Origin of the sequence: Shewanella zhangzhouensis, assembly GCF_019457615.1 — a bacterium.
Lineage (GTDB): Bacteria > Pseudomonadota > Gammaproteobacteria > Enterobacterales > Shewanellaceae > Shewanella > Shewanella zhangzhouensis.
Genome location: NZ_CP080414.1, coordinates 1,575,610 through 1,592,336 on the forward strand (window position 1 = coordinate 1,575,610; position 16,727 = coordinate 1,592,336).

The following is a 16,727-nucleotide window of genomic DNA, read 5'->3' on the forward strand; positions in this document are numbered from 1 at the left end:
AGGGTTCCTATTCAATAACCCTGCGATAGGGTGGCAGGGCGTCCAGCAGAGACTTGCCATATCTTTTACTCACAAGGCGTCTGTCCAATATGGTGATCCTGCCATAGTCCTGCTCTTTTCGCAGCAAACGGCCGCAGCTTTGGATGAGCTTGCGTGAGGCGTCCGGGATGGTCAGTTGCAAAAAGGGATTGCCGCCTTTTTCCTTGATGTACTCCGCATGGGCCTGCTCTACCGGTGATGTGGGCACCGCAAAGGGCAGTTTGGTGACAATCAGGTTGGTAAGGTATTCACCGGGCAAGTCGAGGCCCTCTGAGAAACTGCCGGTGCCAAAGAGCAACGACGGCTTGCCTTCATCACAACGCTTTTTATGACTGTCCAGCAGCAGTTGACGCGGCGAGTTACCCTGGATAAGCAACGGAATTTTCAGTTTGGGGCCAAGGATATCGGCGACTTTTTCCATCTGCCAATAAGAGGCAAACAGCACCAGGCTGGCCATTTCATGCTCAGTAAGTTTTAAAATATGCTCGGCCAGTTCGTCGGTGTAATTGTCGTCGGTTGGCTCAGTGCGCATTTTGGGCAAATACAGGGTGGCATTGTTTTCAAAGTCGAAAGGCGATTGGAGCGCGAGATAGCGACTGCCATCGTGCAGTGAAAGCCCTACCTGATGGGCGAAATAGTCAAATTGGTTGAGTGCCCGTAAGGTTGCACTGCAAAGCACCACCCCAGCCGCCTTTTCCCACAGCATGGATTCCAGCATAAAGCCCACTTCGATGGGGGAGGCGCAAAGCAGGTAGTCCACTTGTTTGGTGGCCGGCAGGAGTTCAATCCAGCGCGCGGTGGGCGCCCCTTTTTTACTGTCCTCTTTTGCCATCATTTTCCAGAGCTTGTGCAGATTCTCAAGCCGCTGCAGCATAAAGCCGGTCTCGGTTTGCAGGGTATCGGCCTGATGGCGTGGGATGTCGCCATCCTTAATTGCTTCACCAAGCAGCAGCTGCATCTTGCTGAATTGCTTCAAGGCACCACTGGTGGCAGTGGCCAGGTTTTCGGCGTGGCGTTTAAGTACCTCGGGCAGGGCGCCATGGGTAAAGCGCAAGCGGTTTTCCGGGTTATCGAAGCGGGCCTTTTCACCATCGCAATAATGGGCCACCTGGTTAAGCATGCCGGCGATGTCAGCAACATGGTCTTGCATGGCCTGTGCAGGTGCTATGATGTTGTTGCTCTTGATTTGGTTTTGCAATTTGGCGGCGGTTTTGCCAATTTTCTCGAGCCAGTCGGCTGCGCCCCTCAGTGTGGCCTGCGCGCTGGAAAAGTCCCTTGCCACCACTGGCAGGTGATGGGCCTCGTCAATCACGTAAAACATCTCTTCGGGATCGGGCAGTATTACCCCGCCGCCGAGCTCGAGATCGGCGAACAGTAAACTGTGGTTGGCAATCAGTACATCCCAGGTATCCACATCTTCCCGCGCCTTGTGAAACGGGCATTGGCGGTGGCTGGCATTTTGCCGGTGACAGGAGTGCTTATCGCAGGCAATTTGCTGCCAAAGGTGATCGGGAATGGGCGTCTCCAGGGTATCTATTTCGCCGTTCCAGAGGCCCTTATGAAAATCGCTGTGCAGCTTTTGCAGCATTTCAACCTGCGCCGTATCGGGCTTGGTCTGCCACATGGCCATTTGAGTACCATTGTTGTCGCCGATGAGCATCTCCAGCTTGGCAAGGCACACATATCTTTGCCTGCCTTTGACAAGCCCAAACCGAAAGTTCAGCCCTGACTGCGCCAAAAAGAATGGTAAATCCTTGTGCAGCAGCTGCTCCTGCAGTGCTACGGTTGCAGTGGCGATACAGACTTTCTTTTTCTGAGCCAACGCCAGCGGAATGGTGCCCAGAATGTAAGACAGTGACTTACCAATCCCTGTGCCAGCCTCAACGACTATGATGCGTCTGTGCTTGTCATATTCCCCTGCCAGAGTCTTTGAGATCTCCGCCACCATGTAGTTTTGCTCGCGGCGGGACCGGAAGTTTGGCAACGCAGCGGCAATATCCTTGTAGATTGCGCGGATTTGGGTTTTGACTTTGTCTGGCAGCATGGGGCTCTCGGCGGCTCAATTATGCTGTACATAATAACAGTGATTGCTTAGGCTAAGAACCCTGCAATCATTGCTTATGTGTGTTTTTTACTCCTTTGCCCATGGAATTGTCATCCGTTTGCTCCCCTGGCTCCAATGATTCAATGGCCCCGACCCTGCTTAAGGGGCGGGTGCTTACGCGCGCCAGTGTGCAGCGCGGCGGTGACACAGTGCTTGAATATCTGATCAAAACCGCCCATGGGCCGGTGAAGGTGGAAGTGCATAATCAAAGGCCCATGGCTTTTTGTCACAGCGATGAGGTACAGCGGCTGCTTGCGGGCATCGCAAACACTGAAGCCTGGTCTACACCCCTTAAACTGCAGAGTTTCAGCAGGCAGCCCGTACATGCAATCTATTGCCGCACAGGCGTTATACTCAAGCGCCTCGTCACCCGGGCACTGGAGCTGGATATTGCGCTTTATGAGGCCGATATCAAACCAGAGCAACGTTTCCTGATTGAGCGTTTTGTAGCGCTGGATGCGGAATTCTACGGCTACTTCGACGGGAGTGACCCAGCCCGGTTTATCGCCACCCGGGTGAGGGCCACCAGTGAACACATTCCCCTAAAAGCCGTATCCCTCGATATCGAATGCAGTATGTCGGGTGAGCTCTATTCCATTGGTTTATATGGTGACTGCGCAGCCAAAGTCATCATGGTCGGAGAAGGCGATACTGAACTCATTTGCCATCGGGATGGGATAGAACATAGGGTTGCCGTGGAGTGGGCCTGTGATGAAGTGGGCCTACTGATGTCGCTTCAGCGCTGGTTTATGGAAGTTGACCCGGACATCCTCCTGGGCTGGGCAGTGGTGACCTTCGACCTGTCACTTTTGTGGCGGCGGGCTAAACACCATGGTATGCGGCTTTGCATCGGGCGGTTCGGTAAACCGCTCGGTTGGAAAGTAGAAGACAAGCACAGACCTGAAACCCTGGACTTGCCCGGGCGGGTCGTTCTCGATGGCATTGATTGGTTAAAGGCCGCATTTTACCAGTTTGACAGTTTTGCCCTGGACCGGGTGGCGGGTGAACTCCTGGGTGAGGGTAAGGCTATCCATAATCCTGATGACCGCGGGGAAGAAATTACCCGGTTATTTAGCGAAGACAAAGCGGCACTGGCTTTTTATAACCTCACCGACTGCCGTCTGGTATGGGATATTTTTCAAAAGACCGATCTCATCCATTTTGCCCTCGAGCGGGCGCGCCTCACCGGATTGGAATTTGGTCGGGTGGGTGCCAGTGTTGCGGCCTTTAATCACCTTTATCTGCCCCATTTGCACCGGGCGGGTTTTGTGGCACCCGCAATGCAAAAAGTCCCAGGGCCCGACAGCCCCGGTGGCTATGTGATGGATTCGGTTCCGGGTTTATATCGCAACGTGTTGGTGCTGGATTACAAGAGCCTCTATCCCTCCATCATCCGAACCTTTTTAATCGACCCCAAGGGACTGGTGCTGGGGCTGTCTGAACCTGAGGCCATGTCAGTTGAAGGATTTCGCGGGGCAAGATTCAGTCGACAGTCGCCCATTCTGCCTGGACTTGTTGCAACTCTGGCAAGCCGCAGAGAAGAGGCCAAAGCCAACCACAACGGCCCCATGTCCCAGGCTGTGAAAATCATCATGAATTCACTCTATGGGGTGCTGGGCTCCCGCGGCTGTGTGTTTCACGATTATCGTTTGGCGAGCTCTATCACCCTGCGGGGGCACGAGATCATGCGCACGACCAAGGCCTGGATAGAAGCGGAAGGATTTCAGGTCATTTATGGCGACACCGACTCTACGTTTGTTTGGTTGGGTGATGATGCCAAGGATGCAAATACTACGGGCCGTGCGCTGGTAGACATGGTAAATCAGCGTTGGCGCCAGCAGCTGCGGGAGGATAAAGGCCTGGAGTGTTTTTTGGAGCTTGAGTTTGAGCGGCACTTCGAGCAATTTTTTATGCCCACACTCAGGCATTCCACTGAAGGCAGCAAAAAACGCTATGTCGGGCAGTGCGACAATGGCAATGACAAGGTACTGGTGTTCAAGGGAATGGAGCAGGTCAGGAGTGATTGGAGCCCGTTGGCACGCCGGGTTCAATACGAGCTGTACAGGCGGTTATTCCAGCAGGAGGACTTGATTGAGTATGTGCAGGAGGTGGAGAGGGCGTTATTTGCCGGCGAGTACGACGATGAGCTGGTGTTCCACAAACGTCTCAAGCGCGATATCAACCAGTACACGGCAAAATCGGCTCCTCACGTGAAAGCTGCTGCCTTGCTTGTCAGTGCCACCGGTGATGCCAACCGGGGAAAGCGTGGTGCTGCTATCAAGTACATCTTTACCAAAGCGGGGGCAGAGCCTTTGGGTTTTCAGTCTCACCCAATTGATTATGACTACTACTTCGACCGCCAATTGTTACCCATCTTGGAACCCATACTCGCCGTTTTGAAAGTAAATTACCAAAAAGCAGGCGCCGAGCAATTGTTGTTAATCTAGTATATCACCATGCTATCTTGGTTGATTTAGGTTAATAGTCGGTTAACTCCTCATCGAATAGTGGTTTCAATTGGTGGTTGTTGTGATTTTTAACACGTTTGCTGCAATATCTCTTTGTCGAGAGCTTCGTGGTTTGCTAATCTTCGACGGTTCCAGGATGGAAATAAAATTACGGAAAATATCCTGTGACTCGATCTCCATAAATAAGGTTAGGCACCATGAACAAGACTCTCATCGCCGGCGCAATATTGGCCTCGCTGGTGGCTCCCACCGTATCTGCCATCGAAATTTACAAAGACGACAAAAATGCCGTCTCCATTGGTGGATTCATTGACGCCCGCGCAATTCATACCCAGGACACCACAGAAGTGGTAAACGGTGCCTCTCGTATTAATTTTGGCTTCGAGCGTGCCCTCAGCCACGACTGGAAAGCCTTTGCCCTGCTCGAGTGGGGTATCAATCCCTTCGGCAGCAGTGAGATTGTCTACAACAACAAATTTGAAACCGTGCAGGACGAGTTTTTTTATAACCGTCTTGGTTATGCCGGTCTGAGCCATGACACCTGGGGTACCATCACAATTGGTAAACAGTGGGGCGCTTGGTATGACGTGGTCTACGGCACCAACTATGGCTTTGTATGGGACGGAAACGCCGCCGGCGTTTATACCTACAACAAGGATGATGGCGCTGTAAACGGCACCGGCCGCGGTGATAAGGTCATTCAATATCGTAACAGCGTGGGTGACTTTAGCTACGCTATTCAGGCTCAGCTTAAAAACAGTACTTTTTTCACCTGCGATTTCGACGACATCACCCAGGCCGACTGCGAAGCCTTGTGGCAACAGGGTAAACGCGAGGCCCAGCAGGTTGAATATAACTACACCTACGGCGGCGCAGTTACCTGGAAGGCAACTGACAAACTGGCATTGGCGGTGGGTGTAAACCGCGGTGAATTTGATGTGACCTATGGTAACGGCGACCAAATTACAGCGGTCGATCTTATCTGGGGTGTGGGGGCGACCTGGGGGGATTTCGACACAGATGGTTTCTATGCCTCCGTTAACTACAACTACAACGAAAACCACGACACAGACAACATCGGTCGCTTGATTAAAGAAGCCTACGGTATTGAGTCACTGTTCTCCTACAAATTTGAGAATGGTTTCCGTGCATTTGTTTCTTATAACTTGCTGGATGCCGGCAATGATTATGTTATCCAACCAAACTTTAATGCCGACCCCAACGACGTGTTCAAACGTCAATTTGTGGTAGCAGGTTTACATTATGTTTGGGATAAAGACACTGTGCTGTATGTAGAAGGACGTAAAGACTTCAGTGATTTCAGCAGTGCCGATGCCGAACAGGAAGCGAGAATGGCGCTTTCGGAAGATGACGGTATCGCAATAGGTATTCGTTACACCTTGTAATAAAAACGTTACTGAAAAAGACCCGGTTAATCCGGGTTTTTTTATGCCTGATTAAATGAATAACCACCTGTTTGCTATTGACTTATAGACACTTGCTTTCTGTCAAACATGCCCGAGAATCGCAGTGTCCCGCTATTTGTTTCGTTGGCAAACACGAAATTACACCAGAAGAAATGCTGATTATTTAAGCACTCGCATCGAACAAATTGTATTTAGCCTGTTTTTGGATGTTGAAAAAATGTTTTTTATGTGTTTCCATCCACAGTTGAAAGTGACAAGGTGTTTACTTGTGTAACGCCTCTAACACAAGCCCACAGGGCAAATTATAAAAACTGAAATCCAGGGAGATAGACGATGCTTAAGAACAGCATGCTGGCAAAATCTGTGCGTTTTGCCTTAGTAGCAGGTGCGACGACTGCAGCGTTTACCGCGCCAACTGTATATGCAGCTGACGAGGGCGAAAAAGTCGAGCGTATCGAAGTAACTGGCTCTCGTATCAAGCGTACTGACCTTGAAACTGCCAGCCCGATCACCATGTTTTCTGCTGAAGACATCGCGAACTCAGGTGTAGCTACCCTCGAAGACTTCGTACAAAACATTCCTGCCATCAACGGTGGCGCCGAAGGTTCTTCTGTAAACAACGGTAGCCGCGGCTTTGCGACTGCTTCTCTGCGTGGTCTGGGTTCAGGCCGTACTCTGGTTCTGATCAACGGTCGTCGTTTCGCTTCCGGCGATTTGAACTCTATTCCTACTGCTTACGTTGAGCGTATCGAAGTTCTGCGTGACGGTGCTTCTACCGTTTACGGTTCTGACGCTATCGCCGGTGTAATCAACTTCATCACCAAAAAAGACTTTGAAGGTATTGAGTTCGGTGCTCAGTACGATATCGCCAGTGAAGGCGACGGTGAAAAGACTCTGCTGTCAGTGACCACTGGTACCTCCAGTGATCGCGGCAACGTGGTTATGTCTCTGCAATACACCAAGCGTGAAGCGATTTGGCAGGGCGATCGTGATTTCTCTGCTTGCCCACTGTTCGAACGTAACGGTGAGAAAGTTTGCGGTGGTTCAGGTACCATCCCTTACAGTCAGTTTTTTGCGGATAGCCTTGAAGGTGGCCACGTAGTTGACCCATCAACCGGTGAAATTCGTCCATTTGACCAAGCGATTGATGGTTATAACTATGCCGTTGCCAGCTACATGGTTACCCCACAGGAAGTATTCAGCATCAACGGTGCTGGCCGTTACGAAATCAGCGACACCCTGACCGGTTTTGTTGAAGGTGGTTTCACCAACCGTCAGTCTGACCAGTTGATGGCACCAGAAGGTACCTTCTGGGGTCCAACCATGCCAGCCTCAAACCCATACAACCCTCTGGGCGAAGACTTGGTTGTGGTTCGTCGTTTGTCTGAGACCGGCGGTCGTGGTTTTACTCAGGACTTCTCTGACTACCGCATGGTATTCGGTCTGGAAGGTTCTCTGGGCGATTACTACTGGGATCTGTCATACAACTTCGCCCGTTACGTGGACTCACGCCTGGATTTGGGCCGTGTAAACCCAACTCGTGCCCAGGCGCTGCTCGATCCAGATCTGTGTGCAAAAGATAAAGATTGCCCAGGTATCTGGAACCCGCTGGCCGAAGGTACACTGACGCCAGAAATGCTGGCTTACGCTTTCGTACCTAACTCGCCAGTGGTTCGCGGTGAGACCCGTCAGCTGCAGGGTAACATCTCCGGTAGCCTGTTCGGTCTGGAACTGCCTGGTGGTGAAGTCATGTTCGCTGCCGGTTTTGAAAAGCGTTGGGACGAATACCAGAGCGTACCTGATGGTGCTGCTTCTATCGGCCAGATCTACTCTGTAGCCGGTGAGCCTACTGCCGGTGACTACTCTGTAAACGAAGCTTACGCTGAATTCGATATGCCAGTCCTCGAAGGTCTGCCTTTTGCCGAGTCTTTACGTCTGACTGCCGCGGTACGTTACTCTGACTTCGACTTCCTGGATGATGGTTCTACCAACACCAAGTTCGGTCTGGAGTGGGTTCCATTCGATGGTTTGATGCTGCGTTCTACTCTGGCTGACGGTTTCCGCGCGCCAAGCGTAAGCGAACTGTTTGCTCCTCAGTCTGAAACCAACCTGGCTTATGCTGAGCCTTGTAAGAACTATGGCGCTCCTGATAGCAAGACTAGTCCGACCGTTAAAGCCAACTGTGCTGCTGAAGGTCTGCCAGGAAACTTCGAACTGTCTTCTAACCAGTCTTCTACTGTAATCGGTGGTAACCCAGATCTGCAGCCAGAAGAGTCTGAAAGCTTTACTGCTGGTTTCGTATACAGCCACGATATCGGTTTCAGCGCCAGTGTTGATTACTTCAACATTGAAATCACCAACGGTATCGGTACTGCCGGTACTGACAACGTGGTTAGCGCTTGCTGGAACTCAGCCAACTTCTCAAGCCCACTGTGTGACCTGATCAAAGGCCCAAGCTTGACTGGTGATGCACCACACCCAACTTCTCCATACCGTACCGCGCTCGGTCCAGTTGCAGGTATCCTGCTGACCAACGCCAACCTGTCTACCTTCGAGACTTCAGGTTATGACTTTGACCTGTCTTACAAGACTGACATCGGTGAAGGCCAGTTCTCTGCACTGCTGAACGGTACTTACCTGGAGCAGTATGACTACCTGCCATACGAGGGTGCTGACCTTGTTTCCGCCGCCGGTAAAGTGGCTGCCGACCAGTGGGAAACCACCTTGGCTGTGTTCCCAAGACTGCGTGCCAACCTGTCTTTGAACTACACCATGGATAACTGGTCTGTAAGCTGGCAGACCCGCTACCAGTCAGAAGGTGAAGACTACTTCGCCAGCGAAGACAACCTGGACAACATTGCTGATGCCATTTGGTATCACGATGTACAGGGTACTTACTTCGCTATGGACAACCTGTCTCTGACTGTGGGTGTGCGTAACCTGTTTGACGAAGAAGCTCCATACATCTCCAACAACCAGGATATGAACACCATCCCAGTGTCTTACGACACTGCCGGTCAGTACTGGTACGCTCGCGTAAATGTTAAGTTCTAATTGAACTGATATTTATCGTAGCAACAAGCCAGCCTCCGGGCTGGCTTTTTATTTACAGGTGTAATGGTGATGAATACGCAACAGGTGTTTATCTCTGGAGTGCAACTCTTTCAGGCAGGAAATTTCTCTGGGGCTAGCCAGTGTTTTTCGACGGTCGTGCAGCAGACTCCGCACCATTTGGATGCGCATTTCCTACTGGCGCAGTGCCGCCGAAAGCTGAACGACCTGGAGGGGGCCGAAAAAATACTTCGCTGGTTACTGTCAGTCAGAAGAAATCCCGAGTATCTGATAACGTTGGCGAATATAAACATTGCAAAACAGGCGTGGACTGACGCAGAAACACAACTGCGCGATGCGATTAAGCTACAGCCTTCATTCGATGCCTGGGTGAATCTCGGCAGGCTTTACTTTATGTTGGAAGATTGGCCACAAGCAAAAGTTGCTTTGCAGCAATCCCTTATTCTCCGCCCGAATGATGTGAGCTCGCTTATTTCGCTGATAGAATGCTACAGAAGATTGGGGGAGGTTGAACAAGCCACTTCCGAGCTGAAGCGTCTGGCTCAAAAACCCGATATCAATCCTAATCAACTCTATAAAATCGCTTTTTTGCTGCATTCCCTGAATCACAATCAACAGGCCTTCGATCTGCTGCGATTCCGAATTCCGGTTGCGGGCTTTAATGACGGTTTGATGGGACTGCTGTTCAAGATTGTATTGCAACACGAAAACATCGACGGCGCTAAGGAGTTTATCTCCGGCATGTTGAGCGTCCCATCTATCAAGCGAAGAGCCCTTGATTTGCTGTTTCGACTTGAATGGGAAAGCGGGCAGGATTCTGCCTTTATCCATTATGAATCAGCACTTAAAAGTACTCCTTCAGCAGATGTTCTTGAAGACTATCTAAGAAAGCTGATTAAATGTGGCCGCTTCGACTTTGCCTATCAACAACTAACCGAGTTAAATCAAGGGCAATTCAAGAGTCCAGCCCTTCAATTTCTTAAAGCGTTTATTGTCTGTGAGTTAGGGTATTTTAATGAAGCCCTGACCGAGATTAATGAGCTCATCGCACAGCAACCCGAAGATGGACAATTCATTGAACAGAAGGTTAAGACACTGCTGTTGATGAAAAGGACTGATGAGGCTTTTGCCCTGATGCAAGCCCGTTTGAAACTACCGGATGTTAAGCAGGGGACGTATGCGCTCTATGCCAGCGTATTAAAATTGAGTGGTAGGGAACAGGAATATCGACGATTGTACGATTTCGATAAGCATATCAACTGTATTCAGATTGACTTGGCATCGAATGACCTCCATGAACGGCTCAAGCAAAAACTGACTGGAATGCATAGTGCCAATCGGCAACCCTTTGAACAATCCCTGCGTGGAGGAAGTCAGACCACTGGCCATTTTTTCGAAAGCTATGACCCTGATGTTCAAGATCTGAAAGAAAGGTTGATGGAGCAGTTGGCCGGGCTGTTCTCACGTGTAGATTTCAGTTCATCCGCTCCGTTGAGTTCGTTAAAAATGGATGAATTCATTATCACAGATTCCTGGTCAGTCCTGCTCAACGACACTCACTTTCATGCTAATCATTTTCATAATGCCGGCGATCTCAGTGCCTGCCTGTATTTGGATGTATCCGGGGTGAACAGCCGACCGGGGGAAGGCTGGATAAAATTTGGGGAGGCGGGACTGGGAGATTGGGTGCAGGATAGCCCCGACTACTGTGTTAAGCCAGACACCGGGCTTTTGGTAGTATTTCCCTCTTATATGTGGCACGGAACTACCCCGTTCCGGAGTGACAAACAGCGGATGACAATCGCTTTTGATCTGCGCTTTTCAAGAGACTGAATCAGATGTTGGCAGGTCATCGGGTTTAGCATTACAGTTGCCTACAAACCCAGTCCACAGCCCATTCTCCCATGTTGACACAGGTCAACATTTTGTGAAATGATGCGAGCGGGTCTATGCCCTGCGGGGCATAGGAAAGGGAAGAAAACTCTAACAATCACAAGAGAAAGACCAACTTATGTGTGACAAACGGGCGTTTGACACCTCAAACTGCCTAAGTTACCTGTAAGTTAAACCTTTATTCACTTCAAATTGGTTGGGAACTATGTCCAAGGTAAGCAATAGAACCAAAATCGCTACTGCACTCGTTGGCGCGTTGGCTCTGGCCGGCAGCAACCTGGTGGTTGCAGACCCTCTGAAAGAGGTTCAAAACGCCGACGCCCAGATCCACGCCGATGCTGCTGCATCTCAGAAGAAAGTAGACAGCTACTTTGATCAAGCTCAGGACATGCTGTTTGAATACGGCTCTGTCGCTGATGAGCGTGAGGCTCTGAAAGCCTACAATGACTATCTGGCGTCTCTGGTTGCAGACCAGGAAAAGACCATGAAGTCTATTCAAGATGACATCAACGGTGTTGATAAACTGCGTCAGGGCGTAGTGCCTTTGATGTTTAAGATGGTTGAGTCACTGGAGCAGTTTGTTGCTCTGGACCTGCCATTCAACACTGAAGCTCGTAAAGAGCGTGTTGAAAATCTGAAAAACCTGCTCAGCACTGCTGAAGTTACCTTGGCCGAAAAATATCGTCTGATCCTTGATGCATACAGCATCGAGCGTGAGTACGGTACTTTCGTTGCAGTTACTACTGGTAAGCTGAACCTGGATGGTAAGGAAGTTCTGGTTGACTTCTTCAACCTGGGTCGTGTTGCTCTGTACGCTCAGAGCTTGGACCAGAAAACCGGTTGGATGTACAACTCAGAAACCAAAGGTTGGGACAAGCTGGAAGACAGCCACCTGCGTGAGCTGACCAAAGGCATCCGTATCGCCCGTAAACAAGGCGCTCTTGACCTCTTTGCGTTACCAATCCCAGCTGCGGAGACTGCAAAATAATGAAGAAGTTAATTTCTACCGCCGTTGTTGCGGCCAGTCTGTCACTCACTGCCGGTATGGTTAGTGCTGCTGACGCGCCAAAGACTATTGATCAACTGCTTCAGCAAGTTAAAACTGAGCGTGCCGCTGAAGGTAAAGTAAATGCCAAGCGCGAAGCTGAGTTCAAAGCTGAGCGTGGCGACAAAGCTTCTCTGCTGCAGCGTGAAAAATCTGCCCTGGCTGCCGAAAAGCAGCGTGGCCAAGACCTGAACCAGGCCTTTATCGACAACGAGCGTAAAATTGCTCAGCTCGAAGAAGACCTGAAAACCGCTCAGGGTGACCTGGGTGAAATGTTCGGTGTGGTTAAAGGTGAAGCCGGTGACTTCGCTGGTAAGCTGGTAGGCTCTAACGTATCTGCTCAGTACCCTAAGCGTGACGTGTTCATAGCTGATCTGGGTTCTCGCAAGCAGCTACCAAAAATTGAAGAACTGGAAAAGTTCTGGCAAGAACAGCTGTTCGAAATGGCTGAGTCTGGCAAAGTGGTTAAGTTTGAAGCTGCTGTAACCGACATCGACGGTAACGTAGTTAACACCACTGTACACCGTATCGGTTCTTTCAACCTGACTGCCGATGGCAAGTATGTGGTTTACAACCCAGAACTGGGGCTGATCCAACAGCTGTCTGCTCAGCCTGAAGGTTACCAGGTTGCGCCAATCGCTAAGTGGGAAGCCACTACCAGCGGTGCTGCCAAACTGTACATCGACCCTGCTCGCGGTACTCTGCTGAACATCTTCACCCAGAAAGCCTCTTTCCAAGATCGTATCGAAGCCGGTGGCGTGATTGGTTACATCATCATCGGTCTGCTGGCCCTGGGTCTGCTGATTGGTCTTGAGCGTCTGCTGACTCTGTTCGTGATTGGTTCTAAAGTTAAATCTCAGGCCAAGAACGTAGCTAACCCAGGCAACAACGCGCTGGGCCGTATCCTGAAAGTGTATCAGGATAACAAAGATGCCGACGTTGAAACTCTGGAACTGAAACTGGATGAAGCCATCCTGAAAGAAACTCCAGCAATCGAGACTCGTATCTCTATCATCAAAGTACTGGCCGCTATCGCTCCTATGATGGGTCTGCTGGGTACCGTAACCGGTATGATTGCAACCTTCCAGAGCATCCAGCTGTTCGGTACTGGCGATCCAAAACTGATGGCCGGCGGTATCTCTATGGCACTGGTAACTACCGTTCAAGGTCTGGTTGCTGCTCTGCCTCTGATGCTGGTTCACGCTATCGTTGTGGCTCGCAGCAAGACCATCGTTCAAACTCTGGAAGAACAGAGTGCAGGTATCATTGCTGAACACGCTGAGAAGAGGGCTAACTAATGATGCTATTCCTGATGGATGTATGGGATTCCGTCAGGGGCTTCATGGCCACCGGAGGCGACGTCCTCTGGCTTGTAGCGGTAGTGTTGTTTCTCATGTGGGTGTTGATGTTGGAGCGCTTTTGGTACCTTAACTGGATAGCACCAAAGCAGCATCTGGCGATCATCGCCTCATGGGAAGCCAGGGAAGAAACCACTTCCTGGTATGCACACCGTATCCGTGAAGCTTGGGTATCCCAAGCGAAGCAAGATATGAACGCACGTATGCTGATGATCAAGACTCTCGTGGCACTTTGTCCCATGATCGGTCTGCTCGGTACCGTAACAGGTATGATCACAGTGTTCGATGTGATGGCAGTACAGGGCACCAGTAACGCTCGTATGATGGCGGCTGGTATTTCTCAGGCCACCATGCCAACGATGGCAGGGATGGTTGCGGCACTGTCCGGGGTATTCTTCAGTACCCGTCTGGATGCCAAGATGAGAATTAGCCTTGAGCGACTGAAAGACAGTCTGCCTCACCACTAAAGAGAGATTTAACATGGCTCGTAAAAAGCATTCCAGCGTAGACGAGGAAGCTCAAATCGACATGACCCCGATGCTCGACATCGTGTTCATCATGCTGATCTTCTTCATCGTAACTACTTCGTTCGTGAAGCCATCTGGTTTGGACTACAACAAGCCTCCGGCAGCACAAGCGACTAAAAAGCCTTCAGCAAACATCTTTATTGGTGTGAGCAAGACTGGCGTCATCATGATGGAAAACCGTCAGGTTGACATCGAGCGTGTGACTGCAAACGTTGAGCGTATGTTGGCGGAAGCACCAGAAGCCTCTGTTCTGATCCAGGCAGACAAAGAAGCCCAACACGGCATCGTTGTTAAAGTTCTGGACCAGGTGAAGGCTGCCGGTATAGACAAGATCGCAGTATCTGCGGGGAACGACTAATTATGTTGAGAGCACTAGTATCTATCATTATTGGTGCTTTGGTGACATTTGGTTTGTTCTGGTTCATGGCTGCCTTGGTGGGGGGCGGTGCTCAACGCGCCGATACCTCCTCCGAAACCCCGGTGATTGAAATCACCATGGACAGGCAGGATGCGAAAGCGCAGAACAAACCAAGGGTGGTCCCAAAGCCACCCCCACCACCAGAGCAACCGCCTAAGCCGGATACAACGCCACCAGACACATCGAGTAATATCGATACTGGCCTGACCTTTAACATGGGTGGGCTTGAGTCAGGCGGTGCCAGCACAGGGCTTAAATTGGGCAACATGATGACACGTGACGGTGATGCAACACCTATCGTGCGGATTGAACCCCAATACCCGATTGCTGCGGCTCGCGACGGTAAGGAAGGTTGGGTACAACTGCGCTTCACCATCAACGAGATTGGTGGTGTGGATGACGTAGAAGTTATCGCTGCAGAACCCAAGCGCGTATTCGATAAAGAAGCGATTCGTGCGCTGAAAAAGTGGAAGTACAAGCCTAAAGTTGTTGATGGCCAAGCCCAGAAGCAACCCGGCATGACTGTACAACTGGACTTTAAACTGGATAAAGGAGGCAAATAAGGATGCGTCAAGTTAAACTTGCCAGCGCTTTGCTGCTGTCCTTGACTGCCGGTGCCCTGGTAATGCCAGTGGCACAGGCCGCCGAAAAATGTCCGATGGAAAAGCGTCAGTCACGAGCGGTTGGCGAGACTGTGGGTAAAAAGGTCCAAAAGTCCTTTGAAGCCTACACCAATGGCCAAGTCGACGAGGCAATCGCCATTTTGCTCGAAGCCAATGCCAAAGGCGACTTCGACAAGGCATATGTTGCCCGTATGTTGGGTAACTTTTATGCCGAGAAAGGCAAAATGGATACTGCCATCAAGTACATGAAACAGGCCGTTGAGGCTGATGTACTGGGTGGTACTGACCATGCGGCTTCCATGAAGTTGTATGCCGATCTGCTCATCCAGGAGAAGAAGTGGAAAGAGGCAATCGCCATTTACTACAAGTGGATGGATTTTGCCTGTAAGACTGATGATCCTGTGGTGTATCGCCGTATCGGTATTGCCTACAGCGAACTGAAGCAGTGGGATAAGGTATTGGAAGTGGCAGACCAAGGTTTGTCGCACGCCAAGGAGCCGGACAAAAACCTGTACCAGATGAAGCTGACTGCTTACTTCGAGAAGAAGCAGTACAAGAACGCTGTCAAGGTACTGGAAACCATGGTCCCCTTGTTCCAGGACGACAAACGCTTGTGGATCCAGTTGGCGCAGTTCTACCTGCTGACCGAAGACTTCCCGCGCTCATTGCAGACTTATGACCTGAGTTATCGCAATGGCTTCCTGAAGGAAGATGCAGGCAGTTTGGTTCGATACTCTCAGCTGTTGGCGAGTCAGGGCTCACCTTATCGCGCTGCCACCATCATGGAAAAATTCATGAAGGCAGGTGTGATTGAGTCCAACGCCAAGCACTATGAGCAGCTCGCAGGCTTCTTCCAGAACTCCAAAGAGATCGAAAAAGCGGCTGAATACTACGGTAAAGCGGCAGAAGAAAAGAAAGACGGCAAGCTGTTCCTCAAGCAGGGACGCATGTTGGCACTGGCTGAGAAATATTCTGCAGCCGTTCCAGCTCTGGAGAAATCTCTGGATGCCGGTATTCCCAACCCAGGCGAAGCGCACTTCGAGCTGGCGTTGATTCATCTGCAACTGAAACAGTACAAGTCTGCTTACTCACGGGCTAAGCTGGCCGCTCAGGACAAGAAAACTGAGCGCAGTGCCAAGAGCTACATCTCTTATATTCAAGAGAAAGCACGTATCAACAACGTGACGCTCTAACACTTGTATGTAATTGAAAAAGCCACCTTAGGGTGGCTTTTTTTTATTGCAGGTTTCCCACGACACTGTGTTTGTCTCTTTCCAGCGCCAAGGTTTGGGCCATAGCTTCTGTGTTGATAAATAGCTTTTCTATGCGTTTGTCCCTGTTAGGCGCACAGAGACAGGCGGCAAGCTTGTAGTTCATCTGGATACTCGGGTCTTTATCGAACCCTTTAATAAAGCCCTTGATGTTTTCTTCAATGCGGTTTGCCACGACAGCCGTGCCGTCTATATCGATGTTAAAGAGCCCAAGGGCAAAGCATTCATTACTCATACGGGCAATCAAATCGCTGGAACGGAGTAAAGCCTTCTCCAACTCTTTACTGAAAAGCTCCATCAGACCTGGGTGTTTTCTTGTTTCACGAATGTGGGGGTATAGATACAATAGGGCCAGACTTTGATTGTCGCGGATATGTCTGTGCCATTCCCGGTTAAAGACTTCCATAAAGTAGGTTTGATTGTAGACGCCCGTTTCTGGATCCCTGAATCCGGAATTTCTAAACGAATAAATCATAAGGCGA

Annotated in this window: 12 protein-coding genes; 10 read left to right on the plus strand and 2 right to left on the minus strand. The window is 50.5% G+C overall.

The window, feature by feature from the left end; all coding sequences use genetic code 11:
• Positions 1-7: 7 nt before the first annotated feature.
• A complete protein-coding gene (gene dinG / locus K0H63_RS06780) occupies positions 8-2,083 on the minus strand; it encodes an ATP-dependent DNA helicase DinG (protein ID WP_220067281.1) in 2,076 nt (691 codons plus the stop codon).
• 143 nt (positions 2,084-2,226) lie between these two features.
• On the opposite strand from dinG, the gene K0H63_RS06785 reads away from it, so the two are divergent.
• The 10 genes from K0H63_RS06785 (at position 2,227) to K0H63_RS06830 (ending at position 16,167) form a co-directional block, all read left to right on the plus strand.
• Entirely contained in the window at positions 2,227-4,590 is a 2,364-nt protein-coding gene (locus K0H63_RS06785; RefSeq protein ID WP_258405671.1) for a DNA polymerase II, read from the plus strand.
• Between the two features lie 218 nt (positions 4,591-4,808).
• Entirely contained in the window at positions 4,809-6,017 is a 1,209-nt protein-coding gene (locus K0H63_RS06790; protein WP_220067282.1) for a porin, read from the plus strand.
• 354 nt (positions 6,018-6,371) lie between these two features.
• Positions 6,372-9,092 carry a TonB-dependent receptor plug domain-containing protein gene (locus tag K0H63_RS06795; protein ID WP_220067283.1) on the plus strand — a complete coding sequence of 907 codons (2,721 nt, stop codon included), beginning with the start codon at positions 6,372-6,374 and terminating at the stop codon, positions 9,090-9,092.
• 69 nt (positions 9,093-9,161) lie between these two features.
• A complete protein-coding gene (locus K0H63_RS06800; protein ID WP_220067284.1) occupies positions 9,162-10,943 on the plus strand; it encodes a 2OG-Fe(II) oxygenase family protein in 1,782 nt (593 codons plus the stop codon).
• 265 nt (positions 10,944-11,208) lie between these two features.
• Positions 11,209-11,991, plus strand: coding sequence for a DUF3450 domain-containing protein (locus K0H63_RS06805; protein WP_220067285.1), 783 nt, complete (start codon positions 11,209-11,211; stop codon positions 11,989-11,991).
• Positions 11,991-13,346: a MotA/TolQ/ExbB proton channel family protein gene (locus tag K0H63_RS06810; RefSeq protein WP_220067286.1), complete on the plus strand. Its 1,356-nt coding sequence runs from the start codon at positions 11,991-11,993 to the stop codon at positions 13,344-13,346. The genes K0H63_RS06805 and K0H63_RS06810 overlap by 1 nt, the downstream gene beginning before the upstream one ends.
• On the plus strand, positions 13,346-13,873 hold the full coding sequence (locus tag K0H63_RS06815) for a MotA/TolQ/ExbB proton channel family protein (protein ID WP_011759372.1): 528 nt from the start codon (positions 13,346-13,348) through the stop codon (positions 13,871-13,873). Before K0H63_RS06810 ends, K0H63_RS06815 begins: the two co-directional genes overlap by 1 nt.
• Positions 13,874-13,886: 13 nt before the next feature.
• The gene (locus K0H63_RS06820) at positions 13,887-14,291 is read left to right on the plus strand and encodes an ExbD/TolR family protein (protein ID WP_011759373.1); all 405 of its coding nucleotides are present in this window, start codon (positions 13,887-13,889) and stop codon (positions 14,289-14,291) included.
• A gap of 2 nt (positions 14,292-14,293) precedes the next feature.
• Entirely contained in the window at positions 14,294-14,914 is a 621-nt protein-coding gene (locus K0H63_RS06825) for an energy transducer TonB (RefSeq protein ID WP_011759374.1), read from the plus strand.
• Between the two features lie 2 nt (positions 14,915-14,916).
• Entirely contained in the window at positions 14,917-16,167 is a 1,251-nt protein-coding gene (locus tag K0H63_RS06830) for a tetratricopeptide repeat protein (protein WP_220067287.1), read from the plus strand.
• A 43-nt stretch (positions 16,168-16,210) separates the two neighbouring features.
• On the opposite strand, the gene K0H63_RS06835 is transcribed toward K0H63_RS06830, so the two are convergent.
• On the minus strand, positions 16,211-16,720 hold the full coding sequence (locus K0H63_RS06835) for a GGDEF domain-containing protein (protein ID WP_220067288.1): 510 nt from the start codon (positions 16,718-16,720) through the stop codon (positions 16,211-16,213).
• Positions 16,721-16,727: the final 7 nt, after the last annotated feature.

Coding starts and splice junctions, on each gene's coding strand:
- dinG (WP_220067281.1), bottom strand. CDS start 2,083: ATGCTGCCAGACAAAGTCAAAACCCAAATCCGCGCAATCTACAAGGAT.
- K0H63_RS06785 (WP_258405671.1), top strand. CDS start 2,227: ATGGCCCCGACCCTGCTTAAGGGGCGGGTGCTTACGCGCGCCAGTGTG.
- K0H63_RS06790 (WP_220067282.1), top strand. CDS start 4,809: ATGAACAAGACTCTCATCGCCGGCGCAATATTGGCCTCGCTGGTGGCT.
- K0H63_RS06795 (WP_220067283.1), top strand. CDS start 6,372: ATGCTTAAGAACAGCATGCTGGCAAAATCTGTGCGTTTTGCCTTAGTA.
- K0H63_RS06800 (WP_220067284.1), top strand. CDS start 9,162: ATGAATACGCAACAGGTGTTTATCTCTGGAGTGCAACTCTTTCAGGCA.
- K0H63_RS06805 (WP_220067285.1), top strand. CDS start 11,209: ATGTCCAAGGTAAGCAATAGAACCAAAATCGCTACTGCACTCGTTGGC.
- K0H63_RS06810 (WP_220067286.1), top strand. CDS start 11,991: ATGAAGAAGTTAATTTCTACCGCCGTTGTTGCGGCCAGTCTGTCACTC.
- K0H63_RS06815 (WP_011759372.1), top strand. CDS start 13,346: ATGATGCTATTCCTGATGGATGTATGGGATTCCGTCAGGGGCTTCATG.
- K0H63_RS06820 (WP_011759373.1), top strand. CDS start 13,887: ATGGCTCGTAAAAAGCATTCCAGCGTAGACGAGGAAGCTCAAATCGAC.
- K0H63_RS06825 (WP_011759374.1), top strand. CDS start 14,294: ATGTTGAGAGCACTAGTATCTATCATTATTGGTGCTTTGGTGACATTT.
- K0H63_RS06830 (WP_220067287.1), top strand. CDS start 14,917: ATGCGTCAAGTTAAACTTGCCAGCGCTTTGCTGCTGTCCTTGACTGCC.
- K0H63_RS06835 (WP_220067288.1), bottom strand. CDS start 16,720: ATGATTTATTCGTTTAGAAATTCCGGATTCAGGGATCCAGAAACGGGC.